General features: G+C 35.7%; 20 protein-coding genes. 12 read left to right on the top strand and 8 right to left on the bottom strand.

What is annotated here, in order from left to right; genetic code table 11:
* Positions 1 to 453 precede the first annotated feature (453 nt).
* Positions 454 to 1,005, bottom strand: coding sequence for a nitroreductase family protein (locus CAO17_RS15305; protein ID WP_085993504.1), 552 nt, complete (start codon positions 1,003 to 1,005; stop codon positions 454 to 456).
* 236 nt (positions 1,006 to 1,241) lie between these two features.
* Between CAO17_RS15305 and CAO17_RS15300 the strand changes: the two genes are divergently transcribed.
* Positions 1,242 to 1,700, top strand: coding sequence for a DUF2269 family protein (locus tag CAO17_RS15300; protein ID WP_085993503.1), 459 nt, complete (start codon positions 1,242 to 1,244; stop codon positions 1,698 to 1,700).
* 231 nt (positions 1,701 to 1,931) lie between these two features.
* Here CAO17_RS15300 and CAO17_RS15295 read toward each other — a convergent pair whose 3' ends face one another.
* Complete coding sequence (locus CAO17_RS15295) at positions 1,932 to 2,957, bottom strand: D-alanyl-D-alanine carboxypeptidase family protein (RefSeq protein WP_085993502.1); 1,026 nt, start codon at positions 2,955 to 2,957, stop codon at positions 1,932 to 1,934.
* A 294-nt stretch (positions 2,958 to 3,251) separates the two neighbouring features.
* On the bottom strand, positions 3,252 to 4,484 hold the full coding sequence (gene pepT, locus CAO17_RS15290) for a peptidase T (RefSeq protein WP_085993501.1): 1,233 nt from the start codon (positions 4,482 to 4,484) through the stop codon (positions 3,252 to 3,254).
* 149 nt (positions 4,485 to 4,633) lie between these two features.
* Between pepT and CAO17_RS15285 the strand changes: the two genes are divergently transcribed.
* From CAO17_RS15285 to CAO17_RS15275, 3 genes are all read left to right on the top strand, one after another.
* Complete coding sequence (locus tag CAO17_RS15285; protein WP_085993500.1) at positions 4,634 to 5,476, top strand: sulfurtransferase; 843 nt, start codon at positions 4,634 to 4,636, stop codon at positions 5,474 to 5,476.
* A 128-nt stretch (positions 5,477 to 5,604) separates the two neighbouring features.
* Positions 5,605 to 6,099, top strand: a complete 495-nt coding sequence (locus CAO17_RS15280; RefSeq protein ID WP_342744212.1) for an uL29 family ribosomal protein — start codon at positions 5,605 to 5,607, stop codon at positions 6,097 to 6,099.
* A gap of 89 nt (positions 6,100 to 6,188) precedes the next feature.
* Positions 6,189 to 7,013 (top strand): aldo/keto reductase, encoded by an 825-nt coding sequence (locus CAO17_RS15275; RefSeq protein ID WP_085993498.1) that lies wholly within the window; start codon positions 6,189 to 6,191, stop codon positions 7,011 to 7,013.
* Between the two features lie 184 nt (positions 7,014 to 7,197).
* On the opposite strand, the gene CAO17_RS15270 is transcribed toward CAO17_RS15275, so the two are convergent.
* A complete protein-coding gene (locus CAO17_RS15270) occupies positions 7,198 to 7,737 on the bottom strand; it encodes an HD domain-containing protein (RefSeq protein ID WP_085993497.1) in 540 nt (179 codons plus the stop codon).
* A 641-nt stretch (positions 7,738 to 8,378) separates the two neighbouring features.
* On the opposite strand from CAO17_RS15270, the gene fni reads away from it, so the two are divergent.
* The 8 genes from fni (at position 8,379) to CAO17_RS15230 (ending at position 16,291) form a co-directional block, all read left to right on the top strand.
* Entirely contained in the window at positions 8,379 to 9,428 is a 1,050-nt protein-coding gene (gene fni, locus CAO17_RS15265) for a type 2 isopentenyl-diphosphate Delta-isomerase (RefSeq protein WP_085993496.1), read from the top strand.
* 132 nt (positions 9,429 to 9,560) lie between these two features.
* Positions 9,561 to 10,295, top strand: a complete 735-nt coding sequence (locus tag CAO17_RS15260; protein ID WP_085993495.1) for a DsbA family oxidoreductase — start codon at positions 9,561 to 9,563, stop codon at positions 10,293 to 10,295.
* Positions 10,296 to 10,764: 469 nt separating this feature from the next.
* A complete protein-coding gene (locus CAO17_RS15255; RefSeq protein ID WP_085993494.1) occupies positions 10,765 to 11,718 on the top strand; it encodes an ABC transporter permease in 954 nt (317 codons plus the stop codon).
* Positions 11,708 to 12,658 carry an iron chelate uptake ABC transporter family permease subunit gene (locus CAO17_RS15250; protein WP_085993493.1) on the top strand — a complete coding sequence of 317 codons (951 nt, stop codon included), beginning with the start codon at positions 11,708 to 11,710 and terminating at the stop codon, positions 12,656 to 12,658. The genes CAO17_RS15255 and CAO17_RS15250 overlap by 11 nt, the downstream gene beginning before the upstream one ends.
* Positions 12,652 to 13,407 (top strand): iron ABC transporter ATP-binding protein, encoded by a 756-nt coding sequence (locus CAO17_RS15245; protein WP_085993492.1) that lies wholly within the window; start codon positions 12,652 to 12,654, stop codon positions 13,405 to 13,407. The genes CAO17_RS15250 and CAO17_RS15245 overlap by 7 nt, the downstream gene beginning before the upstream one ends.
* Before the next feature lie 347 nt (positions 13,408 to 13,754).
* Positions 13,755 to 14,696, top strand: a complete 942-nt coding sequence (locus CAO17_RS15240) for a siderophore ABC transporter substrate-binding protein (protein ID WP_085993491.1) — start codon at positions 13,755 to 13,757, stop codon at positions 14,694 to 14,696.
* Positions 14,697 to 14,794: 98 nt separating this feature from the next.
* Positions 14,795 to 15,409 (top strand): PH domain-containing protein, encoded by a 615-nt coding sequence (locus CAO17_RS15235; RefSeq protein WP_085993490.1) that lies wholly within the window; start codon positions 14,795 to 14,797, stop codon positions 15,407 to 15,409.
* A 183-nt stretch (positions 15,410 to 15,592) separates the two neighbouring features.
* The gene (locus CAO17_RS15230; RefSeq protein ID WP_179151971.1) at positions 15,593 to 16,291 is read left to right on the top strand and encodes a SurA N-terminal domain-containing protein; all 699 of its coding nucleotides are present in this window, start codon (positions 15,593 to 15,595) and stop codon (positions 16,289 to 16,291) included.
* A gap of 229 nt (positions 16,292 to 16,520) precedes the next feature.
* Here CAO17_RS15230 and hisIE read toward each other — a convergent pair whose 3' ends face one another.
* From hisIE to hisH, 4 genes are read right to left on the bottom strand one after another with little or no spacing between them, the layout of a single operon-like run.
* Positions 16,521 to 17,159, bottom strand: a complete 639-nt coding sequence (gene hisIE / locus CAO17_RS15225; protein WP_218775573.1) for a bifunctional phosphoribosyl-AMP cyclohydrolase/phosphoribosyl-ATP diphosphatase HisIE — start codon at positions 17,157 to 17,159, stop codon at positions 16,521 to 16,523.
* A 5-nt stretch (positions 17,160 to 17,164) separates the two neighbouring features.
* Complete coding sequence (gene hisF, locus CAO17_RS15220) at positions 17,165 to 17,923, bottom strand: imidazole glycerol phosphate synthase subunit HisF (protein WP_085993488.1); 759 nt, start codon at positions 17,921 to 17,923, stop codon at positions 17,165 to 17,167.
* Entirely contained in the window at positions 17,913 to 18,635 is a 723-nt protein-coding gene (hisA, locus tag CAO17_RS15215) for a 1-(5-phosphoribosyl)-5-[(5-phosphoribosylamino)methylideneamino]imidazole-4-carboxamide isomerase (protein WP_085993487.1), read from the bottom strand. The genes hisF and hisA overlap by 11 nt, the downstream gene beginning before the upstream one ends.
* Positions 18,632 to 19,240, bottom strand: a complete 609-nt coding sequence (gene hisH / locus CAO17_RS15210) for an imidazole glycerol phosphate synthase subunit HisH (RefSeq protein ID WP_085993486.1) — start codon at positions 19,238 to 19,240, stop codon at positions 18,632 to 18,634. The genes hisA and hisH overlap by 4 nt, the downstream gene beginning before the upstream one ends.
* Positions 19,241 to 19,407: the final 167 nt, after the last annotated feature.

The raw sequence follows: 19,407 nt of genomic DNA, 5'->3' as shown, positions 1-19,407 counted from the left end.
TGTCAAGAGGTATTTGATTATTTTTTCAAAAATGTTAAGGGAATTAAAAAAGGGAGAAACGGATAAACTGATTTACTTCTGTTATAAATGACCTGCTAAAAAAGTTATCGAATGAAGTTCATTTCTTAAAAATCAAACGTTTGTTTTAGAAATTATACACAGGTATTATCCACAGATTTTGTATTATTGTTAATAACTCCGAAAGCAGTCATAAATAGGGAGGTTTATATCCACAATTACTTGTTAACAATAATGTGGATATGTGGATATGTTTTAAAAAACTCAGCTTTAGAGTTGTTATCCTTGTAGCCTGGTGTAGAATAATGTTTCATTTTGCAATTAAAAAAATTTAAACAAACGTTTGATCATAAAAAGAAAAAAAGCCTAGAATGAATCTAGGCTTTTTGTGAATACGATACGAAGTTAGAAAGTAAGGGTTCTTGTGTCTTTGTTCTATCCGTTAAACGTTGAGAATTTCTCATCTAAAGAAATGCGATCCTTTTTGGCAGGTGCTTCCTCAAAATATCCCAAGTGGACAAAACCTATAATTTTTTCATTATCTCCAACGTTTAGTATTTCTTTTACCTTTGGATCGTATATGTGTGGATTAGTCTTCCACACGACACCAAGTTGTTTTTCCCATGCGAGTAGCCAGAAGTTTTGAATCATGGATGCTGTTGCACCGAAATTTTCATCCCATTGTTTTTGAACGTCCGTTTCTTCCATGACAACAACAAGAATGGCATTTGGCTCATTTAAATAGTCTTCACGGTTTTGTTGTCTTTCCTCTGGGTAGGTGGAGGCAACTTTTTTCGCAAATGTTGGTAATTGGTCGGCACCAACAAAAATAAACCTCCAAGGTTGACGCATGCCATGTGTAGGTGCCCATATTGCAGTTTCAAGTAATTCCCGAATGGTTTCTTCCTTTACTTCTTTATTTGTATACCCATTTTTTACAGCTCGTCTTTCCCGAATAATATTGGCTAAATAATTGTTATTTCCCATCCCTGTCCCTCCCGAATTACTAGTAATATTTCATTTCCATAAAGTTTAATAAAAAGCTATGTTAAATGCAAATTTATATCACTGTAAAGACAAAGGAAAGATACTAAATATAAAAGATTGATAATATCATCTTAGAATTTCATGAAATTGTTGAAATAGACCATTAACAAGTGACAATCATCACAACTATGTAGTTGTACCTTTGGTTAAAATTGTAGTAGATAGGGGGCGCAATTATGAGTTTTTATAAATTTTTAGTATTTATTCATATATTTTCTGCAATTATTGGCATGGGACCGGGACTACTTATGACCTTTGTAGTAATCCAATCGAAGCCAAACAATATGACAGAACTTAGAACAGCCTTTAAAATTCGTAATTCCTTGCATATTTTAACGATGATAGGAGGGACTATGCTGCTCATTTCGGGGCTATGGATGGGATTTTTAAATATTTATTGGTTTACCCAAGGGTGGTATGTTACTAGTCTTATCCTATTCTTAATAGCATTATCTTTTGGTCCATTCCTATTGAAACCTAGATCTGCCCCGATAAAGCAAATACTAAATGATTATCAAGGGGAAGATATACCAAAAGAATACTATTATTATTCCAAAAAACTATTTAATGTTGAGCATGTTGAGAATTTAATTTTTATTATTATTATTGCTTTAATGATTTTGAAGCCCTTTTAAAAAAATAGTATGTTCATTTCGCTGGTTAAGGGGCGTTAATACCTTACTGATTGAAGATTCATTTTATGTTCGTTTCAGTTAAACAGATAAGTAGAATGATAGTCTAAACAAACTGTATATGAAATCTACTTCATAATATGTTCCCTTTTATTTTGGTACAACACATAAAGCGTAAAATGGAGAGTTGAAAACAGTCCCTTATCAACTCTCCAATAATTTGTAGTCAAACAACTACAATAAATATTCTTCTAATGTAATCCCTTTTTCTGTTATTTCCTTTGCTGCCTTTTCCCCGACATAACGAAGATGCCAAGGTTCATATTGATATTGGGTGATTTCCTCTTTTCCTTTTGGATAGCGGATGATAAAACCGAAGTCTGCTGCATGTTCTGCTATCCATTTACCTTCATCGGTTTCACCAAATTCAACGATGAGTTTAAAGCCTATATCAGGGCTAGTAACATCCATGGTTAATCCGGTTTGGTGTTCACTCTCACCTGGGCGAGCACTAAATGTATTTGCTGCTTCTTCTCCGTGTAAATTAACATTAGATGTGAAGATGGCCTCCTGTCTTTCGAATGAACGGTAACCGGATTGGGCAAAGAGTTCTAACCCTTCTTCATCTGCAGCTTCGAATAAGTCTTCCAATGCCCTTGCCGCAACTTCACGCATTTGCTTTTTAGGTAGATCTTCTGTGAATGGAAAACGTACATCTGGTACGACTAAATCCTCAGGGATATAGTCAGCTGGTAAAGCAAAATCTTTGTTAATTAGGGATAATTGATCATATGGATTACCAATTATCTTGGAACCTGATTGGGTTGAAGTTGTTTCAGTATTATACGGAAGACCCAAACCAGGATCTATCTGATTATTTTCATTTAAATATTGTTTTAATATAGCTCTAGTCTCCTCATTATAAACGCCGATGTCCATTAATTCCTCATGTTGTAACTGGAAATCCGTAATGGCCCAAGTCGTAGCTTCATCATAGGTTCCATTTACTTTTAGGTCATAACCAATTTGATTAAGAGCGTACTGCAATAATTTTACATGTTTCCCCACATCTTTCTTTTGAAGCTCAACTTCAGGAAATATCGCTTCTGTGGGTAGGCTCTCTGTTTCTTCGGCTGTTTCGGAAGTGGGTTCACTTGTTACTTCATCTGTTGATTCGCTAGGTTCGTCTGTGGAGCATGCTGACAGTAAAGTAAATATACATATAAATAAACATGCTATCATTATTCTTTTTAGTAACATTATAATTCTCCTTTTAGAATTTGTTGCTGTAACAAAGGATATAAGATTCATATTTTATTATTCTCGCATAAGTGTTTAACTCCAAGCAATAGAATAGGTGAAATATAATTTTTTCCAAAAACTTAAAAAATAAGAAAAGGGAGCAGGAAAATCAAGGGGTGAATCAAATACTAGAATTCATTCGAAACATCGGTTATATATGGTTTAATTATTCATGAATCAAACGTTTGTTTAATTTGTACCCAGAAAAGAACTGATGTCCATTTTGGGTAATGAACATCAGCTTAACGATTACTATTTTCCCTTTTCAAATAGCTTACATATTTCTACAATAACGTTTGTTGCCTTTTCCATATTCTCAACGGAGATGTATTCAAATTTTCCGTGGAAGTTTTCTCCGCCGGTAAAAATATTAGGCGTAGGAAGTCCCATGTAGGAGAGTTGGGAACCGTCTGTACCTCCGCGGATTGGTTCAATTATTGGTCTAATGCCAAGTCCTTCCATAGCATCTTTTGCTAGATCTACAATTTCTTTAACGGGCTCAATTTTATCGCGCATGTTATAATATTGATCTTTTAATGTAAAACTTACACTTTCGTCACCATACTTTCCCTTCATTTCTTTAACAAACTGCTCGACAGTTGACTTTCTTTCTTCAAACTTTTCACGATTATGGTCACGAACGATATAATAGACCTCTGTTTGTTCTACGTCACCATTTACTGAAATGAGATGATAAAAGCCTTCATAGCCTTCTGTATGTTCAGGTGCTTCCTGTTCAGGGAATTTGCTAATAAATTCAACAGCTAGCTTTCCGGAATTAATCATTTTATTCTTAGCAGTTCCGGGATGGACATTGTTCCCTTTAAAGGTTATTTTTGCAGCGGCTGCGTTAAAGCTTTCATATTGCAGTTCTCCTAATGGTCCACCATCCACCGTGTACGCAAAAGATGCATCAAAGCGGTCGACATCAAATTTATGTGGCCCACGTCCGATTTCTTCATCAGGAGTGAAACCTATGCGGACTCGTCCATGTTTTATTTCTGGATGTTGAATCAAGAAGTTCATTGCAGTCATGATTTCTGCAACTCCAGCTTTGTTGTCCGCACCTAACAGGGTTGTACCATCTGTTGTAATTAATGTATGTCCTTTATAGCTGGGGAGTTCTGGAAATTCCTTTGCAGATAAGATGATATTCAGTTCTTCATTTAGTGTGATGTCATTCCCATCAAAGTTCTCAACAATCTGTGGGTTAACATTTTTTCCAGTAAAATCTGTTGCAGTATCTATATGTGCCAAAAATCCAATGGTTGGAATATCCTTATCTGTATTTGACGGAAGAGTAGCCATTACATAACCATTTTCATCGATTTCAACTTCTTCCATTCCAATTTCCTTTAACTCCTCACCTAGGATTTTTGCAAGCTCTAATTGACCAGGGGTGGAAGGGGTGTTATTAGATTCCTCATTTGACTGTGTATCAACTTTTACATATGTAATAAACCGTTTAATAAGTTCCTCGTTCATTCTATATTCGCTCCTTTAATGGTATAAGCATATTTTAGCATATTGTATAAAGGGAATAGAAATGCCGCGAGCAGGAATAGGAAATACTGCTGTCGAATATAAGTAAGGGAAAAGCATGGAAGAAGCAGCAAATTACTGGAGGGAAAATAATGTCTTACATTATAAGTTTAGATAAATTGAAGGAAGAGTTAGACAGTAATATGGATAATATTGTGATAGTAGATGTGCGCTTCGAATTAACGAATCCAGATGCAGGTAGAAAAATGTATCTAGAAAGCCATCTTCCTGGTGCGGTGTATTTAGATTTAAATAGAGATTTAGCAGGAAAGGTAGCTAAACATGGTGGAAATCATCCATTACCAGACATAAACACATTTGCAGCCAAGATGGGGAATATTGGCATAGATCAAGAAACAAAGGTCGTTATCTATGACCAAGAGAACGATATGTTTGCAGCAAGGCTTTGGTGGCTTCTTCACTATATGGGTCATGAGAATGTTTATATTTTGGAAGGTGGGTATAAGGGGTGGATAAATGAAGGATACGAAGTAACAAATAAGATACCGTCTTTGGAGAAAAAACAGTTTGAACCCCAAATTCGTGTAGATGAAACGGTTAATATGGAAGAGGTAAGACAAAAAATGGAACAAAAGACTGCTGTATTAATAGATTCTCGTGCTAAAGAACGTTATTTAGGATTGGAGGAACCATTATATAGCAAGGCGGGACATATCCCAGGGGCAAAGAATTTCTTCTGGAAGGATGTAATCAATGAGGATGGAATGTGGAAAAATGAAAAAGAGCTTCGAGAGCACTTTTCAACACTACCGAAAGATGGAGAAATTATTGTTTCCTGTGGATCTGGTGTCTCAGCATGTCCAAATGTCTTAGCACTTAAGTCTTTGGGATATAAAAATGTTAAATTATATCCAGGAAGTTTTAGTGACTGGATTTCCTATGATGAGAATGATATCGAGTTGGATGAGAATTAACTATGGAAATATATGAGATTTAGAATATGCCCTTGCAATGACTATTTCTATCTAGTAGAATAACAAACTGTATGTTTCAAGAATAGTTATGGAAATGAGAGGGGTATAGTATGGTGTATTCAGCCTTTTTGGAAAAGGAAAAGAGTAAAAATGAATTAAAAGAAGAACTAGATACCCTAGAAACCCAACTATTTCGTATGCAAAATAATATCAAAGAAATAGCAAAATCCTCAGAAATCATTAGTATAGATCAAGCAAGAAATGACAATTGGGTAGTTATCTATGTGAACCGAGATCAAGAAATGTTTCAATTAATGCTGCACGATTGCAGAAAGCCATTTCGTGGAACATGGGATTCAGCTATCCAAGTAGAATATAAAGATGAAAGTACGTTACACATTGCAGATATAAAAGGTGAAAAGAACCAGGGATATGGTTCGGTATTAATGAACCATTTAAAAGAGGTTGCCCGGGATGAAAATGTACAGTTTATTACCGGTGACATTGCGAAGCGTGATGTGGACCATTTTGATCGGTTAGAGTATTTTTATAAAAAACATTACTTTAATGTAAACATTGACCACAAAGAAAAATGTGGTGATGTTACATGGAATGATGAGTAAGAAGGCTGTTATGAAGATAGTCTTCTTTTTTTGTACCATCCCAGTTTTTGTTAAACTAATAGTACTAATAAAGAAGGGGAGCATGTAATATGGATTATGTTACATTAAACAATGGTCTAAAAATGCCTCAATTAGGATTTGGGGTTTGGAAGGTAACAGATGAAGAAGCAACTCCAGCTGTTCAGAAAGCTCTAGAATTTGGATATCGTTCCATTGATACAGCTACGATTTATGGGAATGAAGTAGGTGTTGGAAAGGCTATCGAGAATAGTGGTGTCCCTCGCGAGAAGCTTTTTATAACAACAAAGGTTTGGAATAGTGACCATGGATATGAAAATACATTAAAGGCGTTTGATGAAAGTCTGGAAAGATTAGGACAAGAGTATGTTGACTTATACCTTATTCATTGGCCAACGCCTAAATATGATCAGTATGTTGATACATATAAAGCACTGGAAAAGCTTAATAAGGATGGCCGCGTAAAAGCGATAGGTGTATGTAATTTTGACGTTGAACATCTACAACGATTATTGGATGAGTGTGAAGTGGTACCAGCCATCAATCAAGTTGAATACCATCCATACCTACAACAAAAGGAATTAAAAAACTTCTGTGAAGAACATAAGATTCAACTCGAAGCGTACAGTCCATTAATGAATGGCCGTGATATTTTGCATGATGAGGTTATTAAAGAATTAGCTGAGAAATACGGAAAAACACCAGCTCAGGTCATCTTGCGCTGGCATTTACAAACAAATGTTGTCGTCATACCAAAATCAGTAACACCTTCTAGAATAGAAGAGAACTTAAATGTGTTTGATTTTGAATTAACTGATGAAGATATGGATAAGATTGCTGAACTAGACCGGAATCTGAGAGTTGGAAATATGCCAAGTGAAATGAATAAGAGGTAGCTGGCTTGAAACATGAAGCACAAGAGATATGGATTCTCTTGTGTTTCATTACGGTATAGTGATGGAAGGGTAGAGGATTAACTTAAGCACAGGTGAGCCGACCGTCACCGCTGTACGGAAGCATAAATCAACTGGAACTGAAGAATATCATCCCCCACAAAAGATAACCACCACTCCCAATCTTTTATCCAAAGACCCGCTTAACAGCCTCCTCAAATTCTCGAAAATAGCTAGGGACCTCATCATCATTCAGCCCTGTATACATATTTTCTGCAATCGATTTGTTATACCATTTTTGTTTCTCATATCCCGCATTAAAGTTTTCCCAAATAGAATCTCCCTGTTCTTTTAGATCTTTTTCTAATCCTAATAAATTATCTAACTTATCGGCTATAATTATATATCTTACTTCCTTATTAGCATTTTTTAATGTATCAATGGTATGCTGTTTACGTACTTGCCATGATTTTGTTTTATCCTCTGTATGGGTAGCTACTAACTTAGCAACAGTTGAACCAAAATGCTTTTCAATGTCTTCTATATTATATGGTGTGTCTTCTACAACATCATGTAAATATCCTGCACAAATCACTTCTGTACGAAAACCAGCCTTTTGTAACTGAGTAGCCACACGGGTTGGATGGGTAATATAGGGAGTATTGGAGTTCTTACGCATTTGACCTTTGTGGGCTTCTGTTGCAAATACTTTTGCCTTTTCAATCAATGTAATCAACCTCCATACTAGCATTTTTTCTTTATACACAAAATATATAGAATGCGCAGTAAACTGTTCGTGGGCGGCTGCTGAGCCCTCCTCGTGTACGCACTCCGGGGGCTCACCTAGGCCTCTGCTCCCACAGGACAAGGAACGCTACGGCAGCAACGCATCGCAATCAGACAAATTGAACTTTATTTTCGAGGAGTCTTCGTGTACCGCTGGTTTGGTGGTATAAAAGCTACGTTAACTATTTTTATAAGCTATTCTCACAATTTGGTTGAAACGGAGGGCAGTCGACTCCTTGAAAATAAAAACCGATTTTCTACGTGCGTTGTTGCGCTGACGAAGCCTTCCTTGTTCTGCGTGAAAAGCACGTGTCTAGACCTGAGCAGGAAGTGGTTTTCTTCCGAGGTGGGCTGAAGCCGTGCCCTAAGGTCCGCGACTGCCCGCAGTGGAAATCAGCGCGCACCGGCAAGCTTTACCTAGTTACGTCACAACATCCTTCAACTACGAACAAAACATCAAAGTATACAAAATAAATAAGCAAAATAACATCATGCAAATGCAGACATGCTTTTCTTTCATTTTTAACCAGAAATGGGTAAACTATTACTAAGACTATTATATGAAAGCGGAGGTACTTCATCATGGATAAAGGCATAAATCAACGTAAAACAGAGCATATTCGTCTTTGTCTTACGGGGAATGTAGAAGGGATTAATAAATCCACGGGCCTAGAGGGAATACATTTTATACATAACGCATTACCAGAAATAAATTTTGATGACATACAAATAGGTACTTCATTTTTGGATAAGAATTTGCAAGCACCATTTTTAGTTAGCTCTATGACAGGTGGTTCGGAATTAGCGACGGAAATTAATAAAAACCTAGCTATTGCAGCCGAGAAAAAAGGGTGGGCGATGGCGTTAGGTTCAACTAGGGCTATGTTAGAAAGTAATGCCCATAAAGAATCCTTTTTAATTAAAGAATATGCTCCATCCGTTCCGCTAATCGTTAATCTTGGAGCAGTACAGTTAAATCATGGATATGGTGTCGATGAGGCACAGCGAATTGTTGATCAGACTAATGCGGATTCGATTGTTCTTCATTTTAATAGTTTACAGGAAGCAGTTCAGGATGAGGGAGACCTTGATTTTAAAGATTTATTGCCAAAAATTGAAGCGGTTAGTAAAAATATTAATGTCCCAGTAGGAGCAAAGGAAGTTGGCTTTGGAATTGACGGTCATGTTGCAGAAAAACTGTATAATGCTGGTGTATCTTATATTGATGTAGCCGGTGCAGGTGGAACTTCATGGAGCCAAGTAGAAAAATTACGTTCTAGAGACCCTCTAAAAAAGGCTGCAGCAGAAGCCTTTAATAATTGGGGAATTCCAACGAAAGATTGCCTTGTTTCTGTTCGAAGTAAATTACCAACCGTTCCTCTTGTTGCGAGTGGAGGAATGAAAACAGGCGTAGATGCAGCAAAGGCTATTACACTAGGAGCAGATGTAATTGGTTTTGCACGTCACCTGTTAAAGGCTGCGACAGAATCTACGGAAGAAGTTGTACGGGTAATGAGTCAAATTGAATTGGAATTAAAAATGACCATGTTTGGAATTGGTGTTAAAAATATTGAAGAACTTAAAAATACCAATCGTGTCAGCATTATGGGTCGCTCTCTTTTGGAGGAATAGGTTTCGAAGGTAAATTGTGAGTAAGCTTTTCAATGATTTGTTCATACTAAGTATGAGACAGGCAGTAAGCACATAGTTTCTAATAAAGGAGCGGGCTGTGCTACAATGTTTTTCACGAAGGTGGTGTATGATATGAAAATTGAAGTTTGGTCTGACTTTGTTTGTCCTTTTTGCTATATAGGGAAAAGAAAGTTAGAGCATGCAATGGAAAAATTTCCCTCTAAAGATAGAATTGTAGTTTATTATAAAAGCTATCAACTGGATCCGAATGCGAAGCATATTCCAGGAAAGGACTTTTATGAAACCTTTTCTGAATTGAAAGGAATACCACTTGAACAAGTAACGGCAATGAATAATCAAGTAGCTCAACAAGCAACTAAGGTTGGATTAACATATAACTTTGATACGATGAAATATTGTAATACATTTGACGCACATCGTGTAGCAAAACTTGCAGAGGAAAAAGGGAAGAATAAAGAAATTACGGAACGTTTCCTTCATGCATATTTTACACAATCAAGGTTATTAAGCGACCACGATACGCTGATTGAACTAGCAGGTGAAGTAGGATTGGATAAAAATGAAGTAAAAGACGTATTAGAATCCAATCGTTTTTCTAAAGATGTTCGAGAAGATATTAATGTTGCTCAACAAATTGGGGTACAAGGTGTTCCATTCTTCGTTTTTAATGAGAAATTTGCAGTTTCAGGCGCACAACCTGAAGAAGTATTCTCTGAGGTACTTGAAAAAGTCTGGGAAGAAGAAAATAAAAAACCTGTATTAGAATCTTTAAACCCATCCAAGTCCAAGACTTCCAAGTCCAAGACTTCTTATTGTACAGACGATGGTTGTGAAATAAAGGAATAATTGAAGGCTAACAACCGCGGATAAACCATCCGTGGTTTGTTAGTCTTTTTTTTTATTATGTGCTTTTTACGTACATACCTTCTATATTATTTCACTAAATGAATGCGGTAGTTAGAGCGTAACTATCACTAAGGAAATACACTGCATGAACCTTAGAGCGGCTTGCCCGTTGCGTCAATCTATTTGTGGCAAATAATGTCGGATAATCTTTCTACGGTGAACCAAAAAAACCAATATGTGTAATGAAAGAGTAGAATAACTTCCAATATTATCCGAATTTACGCTTATTTAATATTGACGGAACCTATAATTCTGATATACTAATAAGTGAGAACTAATTGATAATGAATCTCATTATTAATTAGAATTACTAAAAGATAATAATTATTATTAATAACGTTGTATATGGGAGATATAAAGTAATCTGCCACAGCTTATAGCGAAAGACATTGATGGAGAAGGGCATTTTATGAAAATACGATACCTAATAATAGTACTAATAGTTCTTTCAGTGGCATCATTATTCATTGGTGTTTCTGATATTTCACCATTAGACCTATTCCAACTAACTGAGGATCAAGTACAAGTATTGACTGTAAGTAGAATCCCACGATTAATTAGTATAATTATTGCGGGAATGAGTTTAAGTATTGTTGGCCTGATTATGCAGCAACTAAGTAGAAATAAATTTGTATCTCCGACAACTGCGGGTACGATGGATTCTGCGAGATTAGGTATACTAGTCTCTATGATGCTGTTTGCTTCAGCTACAACATTACAAAAAATAACTATATCCTTTGCATTCGCACTGCTAGGGACATTCATTTTTATGAAAATTTTAGAAAAGATTAAATTTAAGGATGCAATCTTTATTCCACTAGTTGGTTTAATGTTTGGAAATATTGTTAATTCCATCTCAACCTTTTTTGCTTATCGAAATGACTTAATTCAGAACATGTCCTCATGGATGCAAGGTGACTTTTCGATGATCATGAGTGGGAATTACGAGATTATGTATGTCAGTATTCCAGGTTTAATCCTAGCGTACATTTATGCTAATAAATTTACCATTGCTGGGATGGGAGAAGACTTCTCTAAGAACTTAGGTTTAAATTACCGACAAGTGGTTAATCTTGGCTTAATTATCAGTGCATTGGTTACAGCTTCTGTTGTTTTATCAGTAGGGATTATCCCCTTTCTTGGTTTAATTATCCCCAATATTGTTACTATTTATCAGGGGGACCACTTAAAAAACACATTAATACATACTGCATTGCTAGGTGCCGTATTTGTAATGTTTTGCGATATCATCGGCAGAATTATTATTTATCCATACGAGATTCCTATAAGCTTAACAGTTGGAGTTATAGGTAGTGGTATATTCATCTATCTACTGTTAAGGAGAAAAAAATATGGGTTATAAGAAAAAAACAATCATACTTGCCGTTATCGCATTATTACTAGCATTGCTATACATCTTTTATGATTTAAGTGGAAACATAGGTTATATTTTACCGCGAAGAACAATCAAGGTTATTGCAATCATTTTAACGGGTGGAGCTATTGCCTTTGCAACGACCATATTTATGACAATCACAAATAATCGAATCTTAACACCAAGTATTCTTGGGCTTGATTCACTTTATTTATTATTGCAAACGTTTATTATATTTATATTTGGTTCTAACTCCCTTGTTATGATGGAAAGTAGCATCAATTATTTCATTTCAGTCTTCCTGATGATATTGTTCTCACTGCTACTCTATCAATTCCTATTTAAGGGGGAAGGTAACAATATCTATTTCCTATTACTAATAGGAATGATATTGGGAACATTTTTCAATAGCTTTACAGACTTCATGCAAGTACTCATTGATCCAAATGAGTTTATGGTTGCACAAGATGCCATGTTTGCAAGTATTAACAATGTTAATACGGATTTAGTTTGGATTTCTGTGATAATTGTAGCATTAGTAATGGTCTATTTCTCACAGTTTTATAAATACTTAGATGTCTTATCACTAGGAAAGGATCACGCTATTAATCTAGGAGTACCTTACAACTATGTAGTGAAGCGGTTACTAATCGTTGTTGCTATTCTGATTTCGGTTGCGACAGCTTTAATTGGACCGATAACTTTTTTAGGGTTACTTGTCGTAAATGTTGCGTATGAAATGATGAAGACGTATCGTCATTTATATATTATTTTAGGAAGTGTGTTTGTTAGTATAATTGCTTTACTGGGTGGTCAATTTGTGGTTGAGAAGGTATTTGTATTTGAAACAACGATAAGTGTTATTATTAATTTTATTGGTGGCGTGTACTTCATATATCTTTTGTTAAAGGAGAATAAATCATGGTAGATTTGAAAAATGTATTTAAAGCGTATAACAACAAGCCGATTATTGAAGATGTTTCCCTAAAAATAGAAAAAGGAACAATAACTTCATTTATTGGTCCGAATGGTGCAGGGAAAAGTACGTTAATCTCGATGATTAGTCGTTTAATTGCAAAAGATAATGGCGAAATTACTATTGATGGGAAAGACATCCTTAAGACTAAAAATAATGAACTTGCCAAAAAAATTTCCATCTTAAAACAAACAAATTCCGTTAATTTAAAATTAACTGTTCGTGAATTAGTCTCTTTCGGCCGTTTTCCTTATTCTCAAGGTAAATTAACAAAACAAGATTGGGAAAAAGTAGATGAGGCCATTGATTATATGGAGCTTCGTGACATGCAGAATAAGTTTTTAGAAGAATTAAGTGGTGGTCAAAGACAACGAGCCCATATTGCAATGGTTATAGCACAGGATACAGAATATATTCTTCTGGATGAGCCGCTAAATAATCTGGATATGAGACATTCTGTTCAAATCATGAAAACATTGCGGAAGCTTGTTGACGAAATGAATAAAACTATTTTAGTAGTTATTCACGATATTAATTTTGCATCCTGCTACTCTGATAATATTGTTGCACTGAAGGATGGAAAAATTATGAAGCAAGGAAGAGCATGTGATGTTATCGATAAATGTGTTCTAAAGGATTTGTATGACATGGACATCGATATTAAAGAGGTTGATAATAGACGTATTTGTGTTTATTTTTAACAGGTACGTTGCGCTTTTAGCCTGTAAGGGCGCTGCATGCGCTGTAACTGACGGTGGATTAGTTAAATGGTTTTCAAAATATACAAAAAATCCCCCATATAATGATTGGAAAAATACCAATACATCATATAGGGAACACCCTAATACTTATATTACCTTAAATTTATAAAATGGTAAATCCTTTTGCTTTAAAATAATTATATCCTGGGCGCCCGGGTTCGTAATGTTTTAATATAAAACAGCTCATTTGCTGTATCCATGTTTTGAAAAAGGTTTAATTAATAAGTCGTCATTTATATTCATGCAGAGTTGTTTTAAATATAAAATAGAATAAAGGAGTAAACATAATGAAGAAATTATCACTAATCCTATTACTTAGTTTTCTTTTATTATTTATTACTGCATGTGGCTCAACGGAGGGCAGTGAAGGAGCAGAGACAGAAAGGGAAATGATTACGGTTAGTCACGAACTAGGTGACACCGAAGTCCCTAAAAAACCACAAAATGTGGTTGTGTTTGATTTTGGTATTTTAGATACCCTTGATGAATTAGGAATTGAAGTTGCTGGAATTGCAAAATCTGGTGTAGTTCCATCTTATTTAGAAAAATATGAAAGTGAAGATTATGCGAATATTGGAAGTCTAAAAGAACCAGATTTTGAAAAGATAGCTGAGCTAGATCCGGAAGTTATCATTATCTCAGCGCGTCAAGCAGAGTTGTATGATCAATTATCAGAAATTGCACCAACCATTCACCTTGGGGTAGATACAACAAACTATATGGAATCCTTTAAGGAAAATATGGCAGTGATTGGTGAACTATTTGATAAACAGGAAGAAATCGATTCTAAGTTAGCAGATATTGATGAATCCATTGCTGCTTTACAGGAAAAGGCTTCAGAAATGGACCAAAAAGGACTAATTATTTTAGCAAATGATGATAAAATCAGTGCGTACGGTCCTAATTCAAGATTTGGCTTAATTCACGATGTATTTGGTGTTCCAGCGGTGGATGAATCCATTGAGGCATCAACACATGGAATGAATGTAACTTTTGAATATGTGATGGAACAGGATCCTGATCTATTATATGTTATTGATAGAAGTGCGGTTGTGGGTGGAGAGTCCTCTGCAAAACAACTTGTCGAAAATGAATTGGTAGAAAATACAAAGGCATATCAAAATGATGATATTCACTATTTAGATCCTGAATTTTGGTATTTATCTGGTGGCGGACTTGTATCTGTCTCAGAAATGGTTAAGGAAATTGAAGCTACAATTAATGAATAGAAAGAGGGGCAACCTAATAAGGTTGCCCTTGATTTATGGTGTTATAAAGTTTCAGAAGTGTTACAATATATACAAAAATATTGAAGGGAATGATATGTTTGTTTAAAAAAATAGCTTCAGATGCATTAGGCTTATCTGATATCGGAAAAATTATTGGTCCTGCGGATTATGACAAAACAGATGCAGATGATTATGTACGACATGAGGACAATGAAAAGATCTATTTCTTGATCAAGACAAAGGCGGATGAGTATTGCTTTACTAATCTTGCCTTTATTCATGTAGATGGAGAAAGTGCAACGTCCTCTAAGCGAACATTAAAACGGTACCCCTATGCTCAGCATAAGTTTTCAAATGTTATGCTAGAAACAGCGGGAAGGGTAGATTTAGATATTGAGATTAAATTTAATTTAGGTGGTACCCAATATAGTATCGATGTTCATAAAGATGAAATTGAGAAGCTTAAGGATTTATATAAGGCATTGGTGTTTATTGCTGAGGTAACACATGAAAATGATGTATTAATGAATATGGCAAGTCAAAGCATTGATAAGGCTGTATCCGTGCTACAAAACTCTAGAACAGATCAGGAGAATATTGCTAGTCAATATAAGGAGTTAACAGAGTTTAGCTTCTCATGGTTAGAATCTGCTCGCAATAAGTATCATAAAAAGGATTTTGGAGAAGTATTTGAAAAATATATCAACAATTAATGCTTAGTCAACAAGAGAAAGGTTAGGGTGTGTTCACCTTAGCCTTTCTTTATTATAAATAAGTTACTAAAAAGTTACCGATATATTAAATAATGATACGTAACTTCCTTCAACTTGAAATGTGTACGTAAGGTGTGTTTGAATGGAAAGTATCTAAATCTAATGAGAAGTGAGGGAAAGTTAATGAAGAAGAAGTTAGGTTATATGATTATTTTAAGCATGGTTTTGTTACTAGCAGCTTGTAATAATGAAGGCACGGAAGAAAAGGAAGGAACTGAAGAAGCAACGTCACAGAAAGAACAACTGGAATTCTCTGATGAAGAACGGGTCGATGAGGAAAAGCCAGTTGTTAGTGTTAATGGTGAGGAAATTGCTGGTGACAAATACAATCAAATTTATACTCAGGTAAAAACAATGATGTACCAATATGGACAAGACGTCAGTAATACTGAAAAGCTTAAAGAACAGGTGATTACGGTCTTAGTTCAGCAGGAATTGATTAATCAGGAAGCTGCTAAATTAGGTATTGAAGTAACAGATAAAGAAGCAGATGAAGAATTGAAGAAAATAAAAGAGGAAACTGGAGATCAATTTACAACGATTTTAGACCAATATCAAATGGATGAAGAAGCTTTTAAAGAGCAGCTAAAAGATGACCTTACTACTGCAGAGTACATGGAAGAGAAAATGGACACTAAGGTTAGTGATGAAGAAGTAGAAGAGTATTATAATCAAATGAAAGAACAAAATGAAAATATTGGCGAGCTAGATGAGGTAAAAGAAGATATAAAATCCATTTTAACAGAACAAAAAAAGAATGAACAATTACAAGCCAAAGTGGACGAGTTAAAGAAAAAAGCTGATATTGAAACATTAATTTAATGAAGAAGGAAAATGGAAGCATCTCCAGTTTGGGGATGTTTCTATTTTTAGGGGTTTGTCAAATAAAGTGTGTAAGTTTTTTATCTAACGATGCAAATCACATCACTACATAATCTTCTTTATGGCGAGTAATAAGGACCGAAAGTTTTCCGAAAAGAGGGAAAAACGGTTTTAATTTGGGGAGCAGGTAAGAAAAGAACCGGGCTGCTTTTTGCCCGGTTTTCCTAACTCACTTATTCTTTTTATCTTTTTCTACATGTCTATTTTTCAGTTCTTCTTTAATATCTGTGGTTGAAATATCAAGTAATTCCATTAATACTAGCGTGTGATAGGTAAGGTCCGCAATTTCATTCGTTACTTCTTGTTTGTCCTTATTTTTAGCACCGATGACAACTTCAGTGGATTCTTCCCCAATCTTTTTCAAAATCTTGTCTAATCCCTCATTGAATAAATAATTGGTATAGGATCCCACTACAGGGTTTTCGCGTCGTTCTTTAATTTTGCCTACGACTTGTGGAATAATCTCCCCTGAAGGCTCTTCTGTTTTATATAGTTCATTATTAAAGCAAGAATCTTCTCCTGTATGACATGCTGGACCGAGTGGGGACACTTGAACTAAAAGCGCATCTGCATCACAGTCATACGTAATCTTCTTAATTTGTTGCTTATTTCCGGATGTCTCACCTTTATTCCAAAGTTCTTGTCTACTCCGTGAGAAAAACCAAGTTTCATTCGTCTCGATTGTTTTTTCTAATGATTCCTTGTTCATATAAGCCAATGTCAAAACTTTTCCCGTTTCTTCATGTTGTACAATTACAGGGATTAACCCATTTGTATCCCATTTTAACTTTTCGATGTTTATTTCCAATTGTCTTACCTCCTAACGGTTATGTTTTGTTCCTCTAGGTACGCTTTTAATTCTGGTATGGAAATTTCCCCATAGTGAAATACTGAGGCTGCTAATGCTGCATCGGCATTTGCCTCTGTCAAAACAGTAGAGAAATGCTCCTTCACACCTGCGCCACCACTTGCCACAATTGGGATATTAACTGCATCAGCAATGGCTTTGGTTAGGGTAAGGTTATAGCCATTTTTCTCACCATCGGTATCAATCGCGTTTACGACGATTTCCCCAGCACCTAGCTCTTCCCCGCGTTTAGCCCATTCGATGGCATCCATTCCAGTATTTTTTCGTCCACCATTGATAAATACTTCCCATTTTCCTGAAGAGGTTTCTTTAGCATCAATAGATAGGACAATGCATTGGTTACCAAATTTTACTGCAGCTTCCTTGATTAATTCTGGATTTTTTACTGCAGCACTGTTTATAGAAACCTTTTCAGCACCTGAACGTAACACGCTGTTGATGTCATCAATGGAACGAATGCCTCCTCCTACTGAAAAGGGGATGGAAATTTCACGTGCTACCTTTTCTACTACGTCTAAAAATATATTTCTTTCTTCATTGGATGCTGTAATATCATAAAATACTAACTCATCGGCTCCTGCATCATTATAGCGTTTAGCAAGTTCAACCGGATCTGCAACGTCTTGGATATTCTGAAACTTTTTTCCTTTTACAACACGACCTTTATCGACATCTAAGCAAGGAATAATTCGTTTAGCGAGCATTTTCTTCACCATCCAATACATCTTCAAATTTTAATGTGCCATCATATAAGGCTTTCCCAATAATTGCTCCATACATGTTCAGATTTTTTAGTTTGTGAATGTCTTCTTTGGAAGAAACACCACCAGAAGCGATGACATTCATGGTTGTTGCATCATTAATCGTTTGTAATTCTTCAAAATTAGGACCTTTTAGCATACCATCTTTTAAAATATCGGTATACACAATGGTTTCAACACCTATGGCTTCTAAATCCTTAACGAGATCAATTGCTTTAACCGTACTATCTTTCGTCCAACCATCTGTAGCGACAAAGCCGTTCCTAGCATCGATGGATACAGCGATTTTGGAACCATATTTTTCGACGGCATCCATTAAAAATTTCTTGTCGTTAATCGCTGCTGTTCCAATAATGACACGGTTAATTCCTGATGCTACATAATCCTCAATAACGGATAAAGAACGGATTCCACCACCAACTTGTACTGGAATATTAGTTTCTTCGGCAATAGCTTGTATTGCTGCTTTATTTATGGATTCACCTGTTTTTGCACCATCCAGGTCAACGATATGTAAACATTCTGCACCTTTACCTTGCCATTCTTTAGCCATTTCTGTAGGGGCATCACTATAAACCTTTTCTTTATTATAATCTCCCTGTGTTAGACGAACACATTTTCCTCCACGAATATCAACCGCTGGAAATAGGATCATGAAATCATCTCCCCATAATTTTTTAATAGTTTAAGTCCGACCTCTCCGCTTTTCTCAGGGTGGAACTGCATACCAATAATATTTCCCTTTTGAACAATTGCTGGAACGATTCCCCCGTATTCAGAACTTGCAATAAGGGTGTCAGCTTCATAGGAACCGCCCACTTCATAGGAATGAACAAAATAAACATATGGATTATCCGCGATGTCTTTAAAAAGGATGCTGTCTTTATGAGTCTGTAATGTGTTCCATCCCATATGTGGAACCTTCACTCTATCTGTTATCCGGTTGACACTACCTTTGAGCAATCCTATACCTTCCCATTCACCATCTTCATAACTCGTTTCATAAAATAATTGCATGCCTAGGCATATACCTAAAATTGGTTTACCGTTACTTGCTTCTTCCCGTAAGACGTTCGTCATACCTAATTCATTTAGAGAAGCAATAGCATCTTTAAAAGCTCCTACTCCTGGTAGAATAATGGATTTAGCCTTTTTTATCGTTTCTGGATCCTTTGATAAGATAGATTCAACATTTAATTTATCTAAAGCAAATTGCAGGCTTTTGATATTTCCAGCATCGTAATCGATAATGGCAATCATACGCAACCGCTCCTTTCTTGTTTGCTTTCCATTCCTTCACAGTTGAAAGATGATGTGACTTAACTGATGGTGCATGTCGATGTAACTTTACTTATTAGCTTAATACTAGAATGTGCGTAAATACCGCTGTGGGAATATATTATACACGTGCTATTCCCATAGGATAA

The organism is Oceanobacillus senegalensis (assembly GCF_900176885.1).
Lineage (GTDB): Bacteria > Bacillota > Bacilli > Bacillales > Amphibacillaceae > Oceanobacillus > Oceanobacillus senegalensis.
This window is presented reverse-complemented; position numbering and strand designations above follow the sequence as displayed.